At 62.7% G+C, this 16,052-nt stretch carries 13 protein-coding genes; 8 read left to right on the forward strand and 5 right to left on the reverse strand.

The window, feature by feature from the left end; genetic code table 11:
* Positions 1-3: 3 nt before the first annotated feature.
* Both ffh and HMPREF2822_RS01495 read left to right on the forward strand, forming a co-directional pair.
* Positions 4-1,608 (forward strand): signal recognition particle protein, encoded by a 1,605-nt coding sequence (ffh, locus tag HMPREF2822_RS01490; protein ID WP_070520007.1) that lies wholly within the window; start codon positions 4-6, stop codon positions 1,606-1,608.
* A gap of 98 nt (positions 1,609-1,706) precedes the next feature.
* Positions 1,707-2,813 carry a TIGR04053 family radical SAM/SPASM domain-containing protein gene (locus HMPREF2822_RS01495; RefSeq protein WP_083299255.1) on the forward strand — a complete coding sequence of 369 codons (1,107 nt, stop codon included), beginning with the start codon at positions 1,707-1,709 and terminating at the stop codon, positions 2,811-2,813.
* A 9-nt stretch (positions 2,814-2,822) separates the two neighbouring features.
* Here HMPREF2822_RS01495 and HMPREF2822_RS01500 read toward each other — a convergent pair whose 3' ends face one another.
* The gene (locus HMPREF2822_RS01500) at positions 2,823-5,084 is read right to left on the reverse strand and encodes an acyltransferase family protein (protein WP_070520011.1); all 2,262 of its coding nucleotides are present in this window, start codon (positions 5,082-5,084) and stop codon (positions 2,823-2,825) included.
* Between the two features lie 294 nt (positions 5,085-5,378).
* Here HMPREF2822_RS01500 and rpsP point away from each other — a divergent pair, with 294 nt between their 5' ends.
* Positions 5,379-5,888 carry a 30S ribosomal protein S16 gene (rpsP, locus tag HMPREF2822_RS01505; protein ID WP_070520013.1) on the forward strand — a complete coding sequence of 170 codons (510 nt, stop codon included), beginning with the start codon at positions 5,379-5,381 and terminating at the stop codon, positions 5,886-5,888.
* A gap of 42 nt (positions 5,889-5,930) precedes the next feature.
* Here the strand turns inward: rpsP and HMPREF2822_RS01510 are convergent, their stop codons facing one another.
* Together HMPREF2822_RS01510 and HMPREF2822_RS01515 are read right to left on the reverse strand one after the other, a co-directional pair.
* Positions 5,931-6,599: a TetR/AcrR family transcriptional regulator gene (locus tag HMPREF2822_RS01510; RefSeq protein ID WP_070520015.1), complete on the reverse strand. Its 669-nt coding sequence runs from the start codon at positions 6,597-6,599 to the stop codon at positions 5,931-5,933.
* A gap of 23 nt (positions 6,600-6,622) precedes the next feature.
* Positions 6,623-7,021, reverse strand: coding sequence for a cupin domain-containing protein (locus HMPREF2822_RS01515; RefSeq protein WP_070520017.1), 399 nt, complete (start codon positions 7,019-7,021; stop codon positions 6,623-6,625).
* A gap of 33 nt (positions 7,022-7,054) precedes the next feature.
* On the opposite strand from HMPREF2822_RS01515, the gene rimM reads away from it, so the two are divergent.
* Genes rimM through HMPREF2822_RS01535 form a run of 4 tightly spaced genes read left to right on the forward strand, consistent with a single transcriptional unit; the run spans position 7,055 to position 11,096 of the window.
* Positions 7,055-7,555: a ribosome maturation factor RimM gene (rimM, locus tag HMPREF2822_RS01520; protein WP_070520019.1), complete on the forward strand. Its 501-nt coding sequence runs from the start codon at positions 7,055-7,057 to the stop codon at positions 7,553-7,555.
* On the forward strand, positions 7,552-8,394 hold the full coding sequence (gene trmD / locus HMPREF2822_RS01525; protein ID WP_070520021.1) for a tRNA (guanosine(37)-N1)-methyltransferase TrmD: 843 nt from the start codon (positions 7,552-7,554) through the stop codon (positions 8,392-8,394). The genes rimM and trmD overlap by 4 nt, the downstream gene beginning before the upstream one ends.
* Position 8,395: 1 nt before the next feature.
* Positions 8,396-8,764, forward strand: a complete 369-nt coding sequence (locus HMPREF2822_RS01530) for a hypothetical protein (protein WP_070520023.1) — start codon at positions 8,396-8,398, stop codon at positions 8,762-8,764.
* A gap of 40 nt (positions 8,765-8,804) precedes the next feature.
* Positions 8,805-11,096: a Tex family protein gene (locus HMPREF2822_RS01535; RefSeq protein ID WP_070520025.1), complete on the forward strand. Its 2,292-nt coding sequence runs from the start codon at positions 8,805-8,807 to the stop codon at positions 11,094-11,096.
* A gap of 258 nt (positions 11,097-11,354) precedes the next feature.
* Here the strand turns inward: HMPREF2822_RS01535 and HMPREF2822_RS01540 are convergent, their stop codons facing one another.
* A complete protein-coding gene (locus HMPREF2822_RS01540; RefSeq protein ID WP_070520028.1) occupies positions 11,355-12,494 on the reverse strand; it encodes an HNH endonuclease signature motif containing protein in 1,140 nt (379 codons plus the stop codon).
* 327 nt (positions 12,495-12,821) lie between these two features.
* Here HMPREF2822_RS01540 and HMPREF2822_RS01545 point away from each other — a divergent pair, with 327 nt between their 5' ends.
* Positions 12,822-14,987 carry a YhgE/Pip domain-containing protein gene (locus HMPREF2822_RS01545; RefSeq protein ID WP_070520030.1) on the forward strand — a complete coding sequence of 722 codons (2,166 nt, stop codon included), beginning with the start codon at positions 12,822-12,824 and terminating at the stop codon, positions 14,985-14,987.
* Here the strand turns inward: HMPREF2822_RS01545 and HMPREF2822_RS01550 are convergent.
* Positions 14,984-16,042, reverse strand: a complete 1,059-nt coding sequence (locus HMPREF2822_RS01550) for a ThiF family adenylyltransferase (RefSeq protein WP_070520032.1) — start codon at positions 16,040-16,042, stop codon at positions 14,984-14,986. The two genes, HMPREF2822_RS01545 and HMPREF2822_RS01550, sit on opposite strands and share 4 nt — an antisense overlap.
* Positions 16,043-16,052: the final 10 nt, after the last annotated feature.

The raw sequence follows: 16,052 nt of genomic DNA on the forward strand, positions 1-16,052 counted from the left end.
AACGTGTTTGAGTCTTTGTCTGACCGCTTGCAATCAGCCCTGTCCGGCCTGCGCGGCAAGGGCAAGCTGACCGAGGCGGACATCAACGCCACAGCGCGCGAAATCCGCCTTGCGTTGCTGGAGGCGGACGTCTCGCTCAACGTCGTGCGCGGCTTCATCAAGCGCATCAAGGAGCGCGCGGCAGGCGCCGAGGTCTCCGAGGCGCTCAACCCTGCGCAGCAAGTGGTCAAGATCGTCAACGAGGAGCTCATCGAGATCCTCGGCGGCGAGACCCGCCGCCTGAACCTAGCCAAGAATCCGCCGACGGTCATCATGCTCGCCGGCCTCCAAGGTGCTGGTAAGACCACCTTGGCGGGCAAGCTGTCCAAGCACCTGGCTTCCAAGGGGCACACCCCGATGCTGGTGGCCTGTGACCTCCAGCGCCCGGGTGCGGTGCAGCAGCTGCAGATCGTCGGCGAGCGCGCCGGGGTCGACGTCTACGCGCCGGATCCTGGCACCTCCCTGAACTCCCACGAGCATGAGATGGGTACCTCGCACGGGGATCCGGTGGACGTCGCCAAGCGCGGAATTGAGGAAGCCAAGCGCACGCAGCACGATATCGTCATCATCGATACCGCCGGCCGCCTCGGCATCGATGAAACCCTGATGACGCAGGCCCGCAACATCCGCGACGCCGTCAACCCGGACGAAGTCCTCTTCGTCATCGACTCAATGATCGGCCAGGACGCCGTGCAGACCGCCGAGGCCTTCCGCGACGGCGTGGACTTTACCGGCGTCGTTCTGACCAAGCTGGACGGCGACGCCCGCGGTGGCGCGGCCCTGTCCATCCGTGAGGTGACGGGCAAGCCCATCATGTTCGCCTCCACCGGCGAGAAGCTCGAGGATTTCGATGTCTTCCACCCGGAGCGTATGTCCTCGCGCATCCTGGGCATGGGTGACCTGCTGACGCTCATTGAGCAGGCGGAGTCCAAGCTGGATCAGTCCAAGGCGGAGGAAGCCGCCAAGAAGATGGGCTCCGGCGAGATGACGCTCAATGACTTCTTGGACATGATGCTCATGGTCCGCAACCTGGGGCCGATGGGCAACCTGCTCAAGATGATGCCGGGCGGCAACAAGATGAACCAGATCGCCGACATGGTCGACGAGAAGCAGCTCGACCGCATCCAGGCCATCATCCGCGGTATGACCCCGGAGGAGCGCGAGAACCCGAAGATTCTCAACGCTTCGCGCCGCAAGCGTATTGCGCTGGGCTCTGGTGTAGCTGTCTCTGACGTCAACCAGCTCATTGAGCGTTTTATCGAAGCCAAGAAGATGATGTCCCAGATGGCCGGCCGCTTCGGCATGCCGGGCATGGGCGGCGGGCGCTCGGCTACTAAGAAGAAGCCGAAGGGCCGCAAGGGCAAGAACGGCAAGCGCAAGCCGCCGAAGCGTCGTGGTGGCGGCGGAATGCCAGGCATGGGCGGCGGTATGCCGTCGATGCAGGAGCTGCAGAAGATGCAGGAGCAGCTCGGCGGCGGCATGCCCGGGCTAGGCGATATCAAGATGCCGAAGGGCATGGAGAATATCGACCTCAACAACCTGGACTTTGGCCAAGGCAAGAAGAAGTAGGCGATTACCCACGCGACAATATGTCCGACTAAAGTTGGATAAAACTGTTCTCGCGTGGAAAGGTCCTCACTGTGAAGGCCAGCCCTGTGGTGCGCCAGATGCGCCACGACATCACTACCAAACCGTTCATCGCCATCTGGGAGGTCACCCGTGCCTGCCAGCTGGTGTGCCAGCACTGCCGGGCCGACGCCCAGCACGACCCCGCACCGGGCCAGCTCACTACCGCCGAAGGCAAGGCGCTGCTGGATTCCCTGGCCAGCTACGACAAGCCACGCCCGCTCGTGGTGCTCACGGGAGGGGATCCGTTTGAGCGCGGCGACCTGGAAGAGCTCACCGCCTACGGCACGTCCCTGGGACTCAACGTGTCGCTTTCGCCGTCGGTCACGCCCCGTTTGACGCGCGAGCGCCTCGAGGGCCTGCGCGCGGCGGGAGGGGCCGCGCTGTCGCTGTCTCTCGACGGCGCGAGCGCTGCAACCCACGACTACTTCCGCGGCTTCTCCGGCATCTTCGACCGCACGATTGAGATGGCCAGCGTGGTCACCGACGTGGGCTTCCGCCTCCAAATCAACTCCACCATCACGAAGAACAACGTCCATGAGGCCCCGCAGCTGTTGGAGCGGGTTATCGAGATGGGTGCCAAGCTCTGGAGTGTGTTCTTCCTCGTACCCACCGGCCGCGGTACGGGCTTGGAGGCGCTGACCCCGCAGGAGCGCGAGGACGCGATGCAGTGGCTGCACAGCGTGTCCACGCGGATTGCCATTAAGACCACGGAGGGGCCGCAATATCGGCGCATCGTCCTGCAAGCCCAGCGGGGAGAGAAGTACGAGGGCGGCGAACTGTACCGCTTCCTTACCGCGGAGACCGAGCGGATTTTGGGCCCCGATCCTCACACGCGCCGCCCGCGGCCGCCGATGGCCATCAACGCGGGTTCCGGCTTTGTCTTCATCGACCACGTGGGGGACGTCTATCCAAACGGCTTCCTGCCGCTGCACTGCGGCAACGTCAAGAGTCACCTACTGCCGGACATCTACGCCAACTCGCCAGTGTTTAAGAAGCTTAGGGATCCCAACGCGTGGAGCGGCAAGTGCTCCGTGTGTGAGTTTGCTTCTGTGTGTGGCGGCTCGCGGTCCACGGCTTTTGCCATGACGGGCGACCCGCTCGCGTCGGACCCCACCTGCGCCTACGTGCCCGAAGCCCTGCGCTAGCGGCGGCTACTAGATGGCCTCGCCCGCAGGGAAGGCAGGGTAGGGGACCGGGTTGGCGGGAGTCGGCGCCGCCGGGGTGGACGGTGCTGGGCCCGCCTTCGTCGTGGAGGTAGACGTGGCGGTTTCCGGGGGCTGCTGTTGGACGGTCTCGCCATTGAGGAACGGGGTGATCGCTTCACGGATGAGCGGGATGGCCGAATCCGCGAATGCCGTGGTGAAGTGGTGCATATCGCGATACACCATGATATTGCCGATGATGACCGGGCAATCGCCGTTGGCATCGCAGAACCACTTCGAGGTGTCTACGGCCAGCATGTTCTTGTACTGGGAGAGGACCTCTGCGCCCGGATCGTAGGGCGCATAAACCTCCTCGAAGCGCATACCGCACCCGAGGGAATCCTGGGTGGCCACGTAGCACTCATCAAACTGGCGGCCATTGCCGTGCTCGTCGAATCCCCACGGATTATCGCGGAAACCGAGGAAAGGAATATCGTGCTTGGCCAGTTCGTCCCAGAAGGCCTGATATCCCGGCGGGACGGCGTCCGGGCCGTGGCCTAGGGCCTGCCCGGGGCGCGTCGAATTCGACACCACGAGGGCTGGGTCCGCGTCGATGATGCGCTTGACCACTTCCTTGCTCCACTCGGCGCAAGATGGCTTGACGCTGAGCTCATCGCCCAACTCGATGGGGCAACCTACGCGGGTGAGCGGCACCAGCTTGAATCCCATCTCGCGGCCCAAGTGATCCAGGGCTGAGGAATACTGCTCCGCGTGCGAACCGCCCACCAAGTAGACCTCAACGTCGGAGTTGACGTCGCCGAAGACACACGGCGTTACGCCGTCCTTCTGCGTCTCGATGAAATAGTCCGACGGCTCCTGCTCTGGAATGAAGCACCAGTTATCGGCAACCGGTGGCTGGATGCCGCGCGCGAGAATCGGATCTGGCTTAATCTCCACGTTCTCAGGCGGGGTGATGTTCTCCACGAAGGTCGTTGCCCCAGGGTAGAGCTGCGGATCAAGAATCTCTTGGTTTGCCTCCTGGAGGCTGCGCTGCCACAGCGGCTGAACGGCCACGAGCGCAACGGTGCACGCCGCGACGACAACTCCACCGACGCCGCGGAGGGCACCAGTGCGGGTGCGGAGGTCGGCGAGGCCGCGGTGGACGGGGAGGTCGTCGGCAAGCGGGCGCTTGCGGTGCTGGCGCAGGGGCTTCTCGACGAATCTGTGCGTCACATCCGCCAAGCCCAGCGACACCGCGATGATGATGGCACCGAGCCACCATGGCGGGGTTTCAAAGCCGAGCGCGGCGGTGGAGATGATGAGGAGCGGCCAGTGCCACAGGTAGAGCGGGTAGGCGATATCACCGAGCCAGCGGGAAGGGCGAACCGTCAGTACCCGCGAGAAGGAACCACCGGAACCAATAATGATGAGCACCGCGCCGCCGATGGGCAGAAGTGACAGCGGGCCCGGGAAAGCCAAGCTGTCGGAGATGAGCATGCCGGTGCCAGCCAGGGCGGCTAGGCCGAGGGCGGTGGCGACGTTGGACAAATGCTGCGGCATCTTTAGGCGCGAGCCGTAGATGACGAGAACCGCGCCCAGGGTTAGCTCCCACGCGCGAGACCACGTGGAGTAGTAATTCTCAGGGGTCCCGTAGAGACCGTCGCGCGAGGCGTAGGCAAAAGAGGCGACGGTGATCACGAGGAGGATCGGGCCGGCGATAGAATTTACGGAGGGGAAGCGCTGCGCCTTAAGCCCCGACTTCTTCGGGCGCAACCGCATAAAAGCGGCCAGGCCCAGGGCAAAAAAGATGCCCATGAGATAGAACTGCCCCTGGACCGCCATGGACCACATGTGCTGCAGCGGCGACGTGGTTGCGGAGGCGGCAGCGTAGTCGGCGTTTTGCCGTGCTAGCTCCCAGTTTTGGTAGTAAAAGACTGTCGCCGTGATCTGCTTGGTGAGCTCGGTGTTCATGAGCTTCGGGGTAAATATCCGAACAAGCACATAGCTCACACCGATGACGAGCACGAGGGCAGGTGCCAACCTGCGCAGCGTGCGCCAGATGGGCCACCACGGGTTCAGGGAGGCGTTCGGCCGCGCGGCATAGCGCAGCTGCGAGCCCAGGAAGAAGTACCCGGACAGGAGGAGGAAGACATCGACGCCACCGGAAACACGACCGACGAAGACGTGGTATAAAACAACCAAAGCGATCGCGATGCCGCGGAGGCCATCGAGGTCGTAGCGGTAGCGGAATGTAGATGGGGCTTGTTTATTCATAAAAAGAGGTTTGTGTGGCAGCGAAATAACCGCATTACAGGCTACCCCTTTCGCGGGGTAAGGCCTAACCATGCAAGCGGTAGGGGGGATTTCCTATTTTGCGTGCGTACCGCTAAAATCATTGGGGTTGTCCATGTGCAGCATGGAGGACACCTAAAACTTCATTTCTGCGTAACGCCGGTACCGCCCACGGACGGCCGGCATGTCACACGCAGGATAAATCCAAGGGTTGAACCGGCGCGCCACCAAGCGGCGCGTGTCTGAACTGCCCGGTGACTAGAAAAGGAGCCAATCATGGCCGTTAAGATCAAGCTGCAGCGTATGGGTAAGATCCGCAACGCTGAGTACCGCATCATTGTTGCTGATGCACGCACCCGCCGCTCCGGCAAGGCTATCGAGAACATCGGTATCTACCAGCCGAAGCAGGAGCCGTCCCTGATCCAGATCGATTCCGAGCGCGCTCAGTACTGGCTGGGTGTCGGCGCGCAGCCGACCGAGCCGGTTCTCGCACTGCTCAAGGTGACCGGTGACTGGCAGAAGTTCAAGGGCCTGCCGGGCGCAGAGGGCACCCTGAAGGTTGCTGAGCCGAAGCCGTCCAAGCTGGATCTCTTCAACGCCGCTCTGGCTGAGGCCAACAACGGCCCGACCATCGAGGCCATCACCGAGAAGAAGCGCAAGGCCAAGGAAGAGGCTGAGGCAAAGGCTGCCGCTGAGAAGGCTGCAGAGGAAGCCGCTGCCGCTGAGGCTGCAAAGGCAGAGGAAGAGGCTGCCGAGGCTGACTCCGCTGAGGAGTCCGCAGAGTAAACTACTCGCCTAACAGAAAATCCCCGCACCAGCGGGGATTTTCTAGTTTTGCGGGGCAGCGGGGCGTGCTTCCAAGGGGTTCTCGAAATCCAAACCGCGGATGGCGGAGGCGATGACCGACTGCGCAATCCTTTCCATCGCTTCTTCCGATACTGATGCCAAGTGGCCGCTCAAACACAACACCGTAAAGCCGTGCACCGTGGACCACCCAGCAAGACAATTTTGCATCATGAATTGCCGGTTAGGCTCCTGCCCAATGTAGCGTGCGTACTGCTCCATGTAGTCATAGAAGTTGAACGTGGCCTGGACCCGCGGATCCTCTCCCGGTCCCTCTGCGGCGGCGGCCAGCGCACCAGGGATGTCAAAGCCGCTCGTGGCCATCATGCACTCAAAGAAGCTTTGCTCCTCCAAGGCATAGTGGTAGTAGGCAAAGCCAGCCGCCTTCATCTTGTCGACAATGCTTCCCTCGGTATTCTCGAAGGCCTCACTCAGCTTGGTAATGAGTTCGAAGGTGGCGACGTCTGCGACGGCGTCGAGAAGCGCGGCCTGATCCTTGAAGTGGCGGTACGCGGCGGTGGGGGAAACGCCGACCGCGCGCGTTGCCGCGCGAATCGTTACTGCCTCTGGTCCACCCTCCCGGCCGAGCTTGATGGCCTCCTGGAGGATCTCTTCATGCAAATTTCCATGGTGGTAAGGCTTAGAACTACTCACAATCCAAGAATAATACTAAAAGTCTAGACATTCACGCCAGTGTTTGGCGTCAACATTGTGAGCAGCATTAGCGCAGGTTGATCGCTGCAGGACACCGCATGTGGGACATACGCTGGAAGGTGTACGATGCGCCCGGGAACGAGCACGTAATCTTCATCTCCGCAACTAAAAGTCACCGCGCCCTGTAGCACCTGGACGGTGATGGGGTGCGCGGCTTTGTGATCGGGCAGGACCTGCCCGGGCAAGAATGAAAAGAGGATGAGGTTCGCTCCGTCGGCACTGAGGACTCGCTTAACGGCTGGTCTCGGGCGCGATGGGCCCGGCTTAGGGGCCTCATCGAGCAAATTTAGCGTTGTGAGCGCGGCGCTGTCATGGGTGGCGGCACCAAAGGTGGCTGCATCATTGATCGGAAGCTCAGTCATGCCACTCCAGCGTAGCCCGTTAAGCTAGCAGTCATGGAACTACTCATTGGTCGCGTGGTGAAATCCCACGGCATTAAAGGCGAGGTCTCCGTCGAGGTGACCACCGATTCCCCCGAGACCCGTTTCGCCGTCGGCGAGGTTCTCCACGGCAAACAAGGCAAGAAAGAACACGAGCTCACCATCGCGGCGGTGCGCGCTCATAAAGGGCGCCTGCTCATCACCTTCGAGGAAATCCCAGACCGCACGGCCGCGGATTCCCTGCGCGGCACCCAGTTCTTCGCCGAACCCTTGGATGATCCCGAGGATGACGGCTTCTACGACCACGAGCTGGAAGGCCTGCGCGTCATTCTCGACGGCTCAGACGTGGGCGAGGTGACCGGCGTGACGCACGGTCCCACGCAGTCCCTTCTGGAAGTCACGCTCACCGATGGCAAAGAGGCGTTGGTCCCCTTCGTTGAGCAGATCGTGCCCGAAGTCGATCTGGAGGCCGGGACCTGCACCATCACCCCGCCGGAGGGGTTGCTTGACCTATGAGGATAGACGTTCTCACCATTTTTCCGGAGTACCTCGACCCGCTGCGCCACGCGCTGCTGGGCAAGGCCATCGAGCAGGGAAAGCTCGCGGTGGGGGTGCATGATCTGCGCCAGTGGGCCACCGACGTGCACAAATCCGTCGATGACTCACCCTACGGGGGCGGCCCAGGAATGGTCATGAAGCCTGAGGTGTGGGGGCCGGCGCTTGACGACGTCTCCTCCGGCACCGCCTCCACCCAGGACCTCCAAAGCGCGCTGCCGCACCTGAGCAAGCCGCGCCACGACGATATCCATGGCGTCGAGGCGCGCTCCTATGGTGAAAGCGAGGGTTCGGATAAGCCGCTGCTCATCGTGCCGACACCTGCCGGAACGCCCTTTACTCAGGCCGATGCCCGGGCGTGGTCTACCGAGGAGCACATCGTGTTCGCGTGTGGGCGCTACGAGGGCATTGATCAGCGCGTCGTCGAGGATGCCGCGCAGCGCTACCGCGTGCGCGAGGTGTCCATCGGCGATTACGTGCTCATCGGCGGCGAGGTAGCCGTGCTGGTCATTGCTGAAGCTGTGGTACGCCTTATACCCGGGGTGTTGGGAAACCGGCGCTCGCACGAGGAGGACTCTTTCTCCGATGGCTTGCTGGAAGGACCGAGTTACACCAAACCGCGGGAGTGGCGCGGTTTGGCGGTTCCGGATGTACTGACTTCCGGTGATCATGCCAAGGTGGACCGGTGGCGCCGCGAGCAGTCGCTGGCCCGGACGTGGAAGCGCCGCCCGGAGTTGCTGGACGCGGCGGACCTGAGCGATGCCGACCGCGCGTACGTGGAATCCTTGAAGGAGGAATGAGATGGACATCAGTACTGACTTGTCAATACTTATGACCGAAGCCGAATGGGGCAAGATTCTCAAAGATATGCCGCAGCGTTTGCGCGAAGGCGGCGTCGAGCCGCTCGATATCAACGCAGAGATCATCTCCTTTACCTGCGAGCCCGACAATATCCTGGTCAACGAGTACATGGATAAACATGGCCAGCCGCCGGTGGGTGAGCACGTGTGGAGGGTCATCGTCAACGGCTCCTCTGAGCTGCCGTTGACCAAAGTCACCGCGGCCGTCGCGGACTGCTTGCCGCCGCACACGCTGTGGTACGGCACCTCCGAAATCGGCCACACCGAGTTTGGGCTGGGTACTTCCTGCGCGTGGCAGGGCGGGGTATAGGGTAGGAAGGTCTTTTAGTCCCCGACCAAAAAGAGGTTTTGTGAATATCGCAGCCACCATCGCCGGAGAGCTGGGCGTCAAAGAAGCACACGTTGACGCCGCCCTGAAACTCATGGCGGAGGGCAATACCGTCCCGTTTATTGCCCGTTACCGCAAGGAAGCCACCGGCGGGCTGGATGACTCCCAGCTGCGTATCATCGAGGAACGCTCGACGTACCTGCGCGAGCTGGAAGAGCGCAAGGAAACGGTGCTCGCCGCGATTGAGGAACAGGGCAAACTCACCGATGAGCTGCGCGCACTGATCCAGGGCTGCGAGACCAAGGCGCGCCTGGAGGATCTGTACCTGCCGTATAAGAAGCGCCGCAAGACCAAGGCGGATATCGCGCGCGAGGCAGGACTGGAGCCGCTGACGGACAAGCTCATCGAGGACCCCTCGGCGGACCCGACCGAGCTGGCGGGGGAGTATCTCACCGAAGGTTTCGAGGAAACGAAGAAGGCCCTCGACGGCGCCCGCGCCATTCTGGTGGACCGCTTCGCACTGGATGCGGATCTGGTGGGCGAGGTGCGCGAGCGCATGTACACCAGCGGTTCCATGAACGCCGGCGTGGTCGAGGGTAAGGAAACCGAGGGCGCGAAGTTCAAGGACTACTTCGAGTTCTCTGAGCCTTTCGAGAAGCTCCCCTCGCACCGCATTTTGGCGCTGCTGCGCGGCGAAAGCGAGGGCGTTCTGCATCTCAACCTCGACGCCGGCGATGACGCCATGTACGAGGGCATGATCGCAGACCGCTTCGACCTGGACGTGTCTACCTCCCGCTGGCTTGCCGACGCCGTCCACTGGGGCTGGCGCACCAAGCTTTCCATCTCTTCCGGTCTGGACGTGCGCATGCGCCTGAAAGAGAAGGCGGAGGAAGGCGCGCTCAAGGTCTTCGCGACAAACCTGCGCGACGTTCTTCTGGCCGCCCCGGCCGGCCAGCGCGCGACGCTGGGCCTAGACCCGGGATACCGCAATGGCGTCAAGTGCGCGGTCGTTGACCCGACGGGCAAGGTCCTGGCCACCACGATTGTCTATCCGCACCAGCCGCAGCAGAAGTGGGCTGAGGCGGTGAGGGAGTTGGCGTCGTTAAGCGCGGCTCATTCGGTGGACCTCATGGCGATTGGTAATGGCACCGCTTCGCGTGAGACGGAGAAGCTCGCCGGTGAAGTCGCGGACCTCATCGCGCAGGCGGGTGGGAAGCGGCCGAACCCGGTCGTGGTCTCGGAAGCCGGTGCATCGGTGTATTCGGCTTCGCAGCTGGCGGCCGATGAGTTCCCCGACATGGACGTCTCCCTGCGCGGCGCGGTGTCCATCGCGCGCCGCCTGCAGGACCCGCTGGCGGAGTTGGTGAAAATCGACCCGAAGGCCATCGGCGTGGGGCAGTATCAGCACGATGTCAACCAGGTCGCGCTCGCCCGCACCCTCGATGGTGTGGTGGAGGATGCCGTGAATGGCGTCGGCGTGGACCTTAATACCGCCTCGGCTCCGTTGCTGGAGCGCGTGGCCGGAGTGAACTCCACGATTGCGGCCAACATCGTGGCCTATCGCGATGAGAATGGCACGTTTGCTTCACGCAAGGAGCTGAAGAAGGTGCCGCGCTTGGGGCCGAAGGCCTTCGAACAGGCGGCTGGCTTCTTGCGCATCAATGGAGGTAAGGACCCGCTCGATGCCTCGGCCGTGCACCCGGAGGCTTACCCGGTGGTGGCGCGCATCGCGGAGAAGACCGGGCTGGGGGTTTCGGAGCTCATCGGCAATTCGCGCGTGTTGACGAAGCTGTCGCCGGCGGACTTTGCTGACGATACCTTCGGTGTGCCGACGGTGACGGATATCATTGCGGAGCTGGACAAACCTGGCCGCGACCCGCGCCCAGAATTCAAGACGGCTACCTTCAAGGAAGGCGTAGACAAGGTCTCGGACTTGAAACCGGGCATGATTCTGGAGGGCACCGTGACCAACGTTGCGGCCTTTGGTGCCTTCATCGACGTTGGCGTGCACCAGGACGGGCTTGTGCATGTGTCCGCGATGAGCCACAAGTTCGTCTCTGACCCGCATGATGTGGTCCGTTCGGGCCAAGTGGTGAAGGTCAAGGTCATGGAGGTCGACGTGGAGCGCCAGCGCATTGGTTTGTCGCTGCGGCTTGACGACGAACCCGGCCAGCCCGCCCCCAAGCGCCGCAACGGCGGCGGGCGTTCCGAGGGGCGAGGCGGCCGTTCCGACCGGCGCAACGGAGGGCGTGGCCGCGCGGACCGCGGCGGCGGTGGCTCGATGGCCGATGCCCTCAAGAAAGCCGGCTTTTAAAGCTCATCTAGTCACGCGCCACAAACCCCTGACCGTTCAAACGGTTGGGAGTTTGTGAGTTTTTCGGCGGGCTGTTCTGCACGGACGGTGCATTGGACACGCCCGTGGGATGGAGCGATCGCCAAAGACTCGGAAGGCCTCAAGAAAGCTGAGGTTTCCGCGTGGCGCAGGGCTGAGTCCGCCGTGTTAAGAGGACATTCCGTGCTGGTGGGGAGCCGGTTCGGGGTGTGGACGTGTGCGGCTAAGCTGCCGCGAAGACTATCCGGGCGGTGACACAGTGCTGGGTGGTGATGGGTGTGGGTCCGGCGGATCGGGTGGTTGGCCTGGAGGAGTGCGCGTCGGGCTCGTGGCCTGCCGGTTTATGGCTTCTTGGTAGGCCGGCTGCCCGGTAATCGGTGTTCCCCAGGGCGGGATATAGTCAACGGGTCCTCTCAGCCGAAAGACATAGCCTCGGCCGGTTGGGCTGGTGGGGTCATCGTCGTTAATACCGTTGTGATAAGCGCACAACATGGTCAGGTTGGGCGGGTTGGTTTCTCCGCCCGCCTGCCAAGGGATGATGTGGTGGACCTGGCAGTAGTCCGCCGGTTTATTGCAGTCTTCGATCGCGCAGGTGGGGTGCTCCGCGCTGGCCATGATGCGTTGCTCGACGCTGGCAAAGCGCGAAAGACGGTGCAGCCACACCGGGCCGATAGTGGGGTGGACCAGTGTGGCGTAGCCAGTTTCGGCGAACTTGTAGGTGAGAAACTCCGCGCCGCTCATGCGCCCGCCGTTGGTGAGCTCGAGTTCGATGTCATCGCCGTCATGACGGACGATTTTGTCGAGCTCATCGAGTGTTATCACGACGTTCGTTCCCACCGCCGGCCGAGAGCCCACACCTTCTTTAAAGAAGACTTGACGGGTGGCGTCCAGGAGGTCAGTGGGGTTAATGGACTCCAGCGTGCTGCGCATGGTGGAGATGTTCAGCGCGGAGTCGGTAACCGTGAGTGAGTGCGGGCCGTTCTTGCGGTAGGTAAGGCGCACCCCAGGCGACGGCACGCGTTTCGGTTTGAGTTCTTTCAAACGTTCCGCCGCCACTGAAGGAATCCGTTCTGAAGGCGTGGATGCAAGTGTTACGCGCACATTCCAGACGTCGAGTTGCTTCTTCAGTTTGGCGGCGTAGGACTCAATGAGGCTTAGTGTGGCCAGGTCGTGGCCTTGGCGTCGGGCTGCTTGGCGGGCGGTGCGCTGCTTGCCGGTGAAGCGGGTATCGCCGAAATAGATGGCATGAAGTGACGCCAGCTCTGCCGCATCGCCGCGTGAGGCGCCCAGCGCGCGCAAGCTTTCGGGTGTGCTGGTTGCTGCTTCCACCAGCGCAATCCCCGAATTGCGAAGGCGGATGTAGGTCTCAATATCCCCCATGGGCACAGAGCCTAAAACAGGCCTTAAGGCCTCGCAACCGGAGGGGGAAACGCCCTGTTCATGTGCCTTGTAACTCGGAGCTCACGCGGGAGTAACCAGCACCCACACGGCCAAACGCAGTCACCAGGTCGTAATTCGGAGCTCACGCGGGAGTAACGGCATGGGGTGCAATGACACGAATGGCTATAAGTTCACAGAGCCAACATATTAGGTGGTATGTTTGGTGAAACAAATGAACTAGTGGTCCCGCTTATCGTTGTACTTCCTCTGAAAGTCCTGGGCAGAAGGCTATAAGCGGGCCAGAGCTAAAACCATGAGGAGGCGGGAATGCGCCGTGAGACGGAAGAAAGCCGGAAGAATACTTCTTCGCCTGGCAAGGCAGCTAAGGGGAGCGCAGCAGGCCACGACAGTGAGGCGATGGGGTGGCACCGCGTCCTCGATTGGCGCCCCACGAGTACCTTGTCGCGCGTGCTCATCGTTTTCCTTCTCGTAGCACCCATCGTCATCGCAGGCACCATGATGTGGGCCATGTGGGACCCCTCTAAGTACATGCGCAACATTGATTTGGCGGTGGTGAATGAGGACGCGGGCGTCGAGAAGCAGGGCACCTACACTAACTACGGTGACCAGGTCGTGGAAGGCCTAATGGAGACGCAGTACCTGAACTTTGCCGAAGTCAGCAAGGGCGACGGGGATGAGGGGCTGCTCAAGGGCACATACCTCATGGTGGTGACCATCCCGAAGAACTTCTCCGAGCAGGCCGTCACCATCATCAGCGATAAACCGGTCAAGCCGGAGATTCACTTCGCCACTAATGACTACTACGGCACGAATGGCTCGGTGATTTCTTCCAGCCTCATCCCGCAGGTGCAGACCAGCGTGGAGAATGCGATTTCCAAGAAATACGCCGACCAGGTTATTGAGGGGCTGAATAAACTCAGCGATGGTCTGGGAACCGCGGCCGAGGGCGCCGGCCGTCTCGATGAGGGTGCGGGCAAATTGCAGGAAGGCGGCGGGCGCGCGGTCGAGGGAATCGCCAAGTTGGACGCCGGCGCGGGCGATCTCAACAACGGTACGGGCCAGCTGCTGGACGGCACGAACCGCCTGAATGACGGAGTAGGGCGCCTCAGCGATGGTGCCGCGCAGCTCGATGATGGCGCCGCGCAGCTTGCCGACGGCTCCGACAAACTGCTCGCCGGAACCGGCCGCCTAGCGGATGGCGCGGGCCAGATCGATGGCGGCGTCAACCAACTGACGGGCATGCTCATCCCGGTGCTCAAGCAGGCGCAGGCCGTAGCTCCAGCGCTGCTGCAACTTGTCGACGTCCTCCGTGGCCTCGGCATGCACCAGCAAGCCGACCAACTCTATTCCCTGGTCTCGAAGCTGGACCCGGCCGTCAGTGGAAACATGGTGGCGCAACTGGAAAAGCTCTCTGACGGCACCGGTCAGCTCTACTACAACCTGTCCGATCCCAACTCGGAGTACCTCGGCGGCATGATGGCTCTCAATGATGGTGCGCACCGCTTGTCCGATGGCTCGCAGCAGTTGCGCGCGGGTGTTGGCGAGCTGGGCGACGGTGCCGCCCAGCTGCAGGACGGTGCTTCCCGCTTGCATGAGGGCACCGGCACGTTGAAGGACGGCACGAGCCAGCTGGCAGCCGGTGGTACGGAGTTGAAGGATGGCATGGACCAGCTCAAGGCGGGCTCCAATGAGTTGGCTACCAAGCTTGCCGACGGTGCCGCCAAAGCCCCCTCCATTAGCCAGCCGGATACGTCCGCACAGAACATGGCCGTGCCCATCAACTTCACCTCCTCCAACCTTCACCCCGTACAGACGGTGGTCGGCCCGGTTGACCCGACCGAGAAGAACATCACGGGTGGCGCCTCGCTACTCTTCGTGCTGGTCTTCGGCTTCCTTGTGATGCTGCTCCTGGCGATGACGCTGCCGTACTACCTGGGCCGTCGCGGCGAGGCAGTTACGAGCCCGGTACGTGGCATCCTCGCGGCCTTCGGCGTGGTGGCGGGGCTGAACTTCTTGGTCTTGGCCTTCATGGGCTTGATGTCCTCCACGATGGGCTGGAGTCCTGCCAGCTGGCCGATGATGTTGTTAGTCATCGCCGCCATCGCGGCCGTGGGTGCGGCGACCTACCAGTTCTTCCTCGTAACCTTCGGCCGCAAGATTGGTGCCGTCTTCGCAGTCGGTGCTTTTGCCCTAGGCGTCATGGTCTTCGGCGGCGTGTGGCCGGTAGCGGCTATTCCGCGGCCGCTGAGCATGCTGCATCCTTTCCACCCGATGTCTTATGCGAAAAACGCCTTTACCCGCGCTACCGACGGCATCCACGATGGGACGTTCTGGGCGGGTATTGCGGTGCTGTTCATCGTGACCGCTCTGGCACTGGTGGCCTCTTGCGTGATTTTCCGGGCCCGTCACCATGGCACGGCGCGCATCCTCGACGAGCATCTCTTCCGCACGCCGGCGGTGGCTGGCGCCTAGAAATCGTGTGCTGCGAGCCCACCGGGCAGGTTGCGCAACTCGATGCCCATGTCCGCGGCGAGATCGGCGTAGCGCAGGACAAAGCCAGCGCTGCGCCCACCGGAGGGGCAGGCCACGTAGACCAGTTCGGATGCGCAGGCGGATAGTGCTCGGCGCACGGCATCATCATCGGTGACAGTTTGCCAGGGCAGTGTCACTGTGGCATGAGGAAAGTTGGGCTCCTCGGAGATATCGAGGAGGGCAGCGTGGCCGGTGACAAGCTCCGGCGGCAGGGTGTGCCGGCCAGGTAGGGCAGTAACGAGGGAGCGGTCGGGATCGGCGACCACCCGCAATGTGCGGAAGCTACCGGGCAGCGCCTCATAGGAGGTGAGGCGGCCACGCAGCTCCTCGTAGTGCGGAAGCTTCCCCAACCAGCCCAGTGCCGCGGTGGCCATGAGCCCCGCGATGACCGATGTCGTAGCCCCCAGGACTCCCGCTGTGGAGCACTCGAGAGCCTCGCCACTAGGCGGGGCGGGGAAGAGATCGCGAAAGCCCACCCCGCGCCCGTCAGCACATGCATTCCCGGAGTGCCACAGCGCGGCTTGCCCGCCGTAGCGCAGCACGGTTCCCCAAGTCAGTGGGGTAGAGGTGAGCTCGCAGGCATCAGCGACGAGATACTTCGTATCGAAGGTATCTGAGCCGTCGAGGACGAGGTCGGCCTCGGAACACAGGTCGAGGACGGTGGAGGAGCCGAGGCGTTCTTTAAGCGCGGTGATGGTGAGCTCGGGGGCAAGCTCGCGGGCGCGCGCGGCGGCTACCTCGGCCTTGGGCTTGCCGAGGTCCCCTACACCAAACAGCACCTGCCTGTGCAGGTTGCTGATATCGACGGTATCGGAATCAATAATCGTGATTCGCCCGATGCCAGCCGCCGCCAGCTGCTGGAGGGCCGGGCAGCCCAGCCCACCGGCGCCCACGACGAGCACGTGCGCGGCATTGAGACGCTCTTGGGCCGCGTCACCGAAGCCGGGGAGAAGGCGTTGGCGCGCGGTGCGGGCGAGTTCATCTTTGCTGAGCATAGGTCCCTTG

The sequence above is a fragment of the Corynebacterium sp. HMSC062E11 genome, assembly GCF_001811845.1.
Lineage (GTDB): Bacteria > Actinomycetota > Actinomycetes > Mycobacteriales > Mycobacteriaceae > Corynebacterium > Corynebacterium hesseae.

Bases quoted from the DNA above. Each gene is read 5' to 3' on its own strand.
- trmD (WP_070520021.1), top strand. From the start codon at position 7,552: ATGAGGATAGACGTTCTCACCATTTTTCCGGAGTACCTCGACCCGCTG.
- HMPREF2822_RS01515 (WP_070520017.1), bottom strand. From the start codon at position 7,021: ATGACTGAGCTTCCGATCAATGATGCAGCCACCTTTGGTGCCGCCACC.
- HMPREF2822_RS01500 (WP_070520011.1), bottom strand. From the start codon at position 5,084: ATGAATAAACAAGCCCCATCTACATTCCGCTACCGCTACGACCTCGAT.
- HMPREF2822_RS01550 (WP_070520032.1), bottom strand. From the start codon at position 16,042: ATGCTCAGCAAAGATGAACTCGCCCGCACCGCGCGCCAACGCCTTCTC.
- HMPREF2822_RS01495 (WP_083299255.1), top strand. From the start codon at position 1,707: ATGCGCCACGACATCACTACCAAACCGTTCATCGCCATCTGGGAGGTC.
- rimM (WP_070520019.1), top strand. From the start codon at position 7,055: ATGGAACTACTCATTGGTCGCGTGGTGAAATCCCACGGCATTAAAGGC.
- rpsP (WP_070520013.1), top strand. From the start codon at position 5,379: ATGGCCGTTAAGATCAAGCTGCAGCGTATGGGTAAGATCCGCAACGCT.
- HMPREF2822_RS01530 (WP_070520023.1), top strand. From the start codon at position 8,396: ATGGACATCAGTACTGACTTGTCAATACTTATGACCGAAGCCGAATGG.
- HMPREF2822_RS01540 (WP_070520028.1), bottom strand. From the start codon at position 12,494: ATGGGGGATATTGAGACCTACATCCGCCTTCGCAATTCGGGGATTGCG.
- HMPREF2822_RS01545 (WP_070520030.1), top strand. From the start codon at position 12,822: ATGCGCCGTGAGACGGAAGAAAGCCGGAAGAATACTTCTTCGCCTGGC.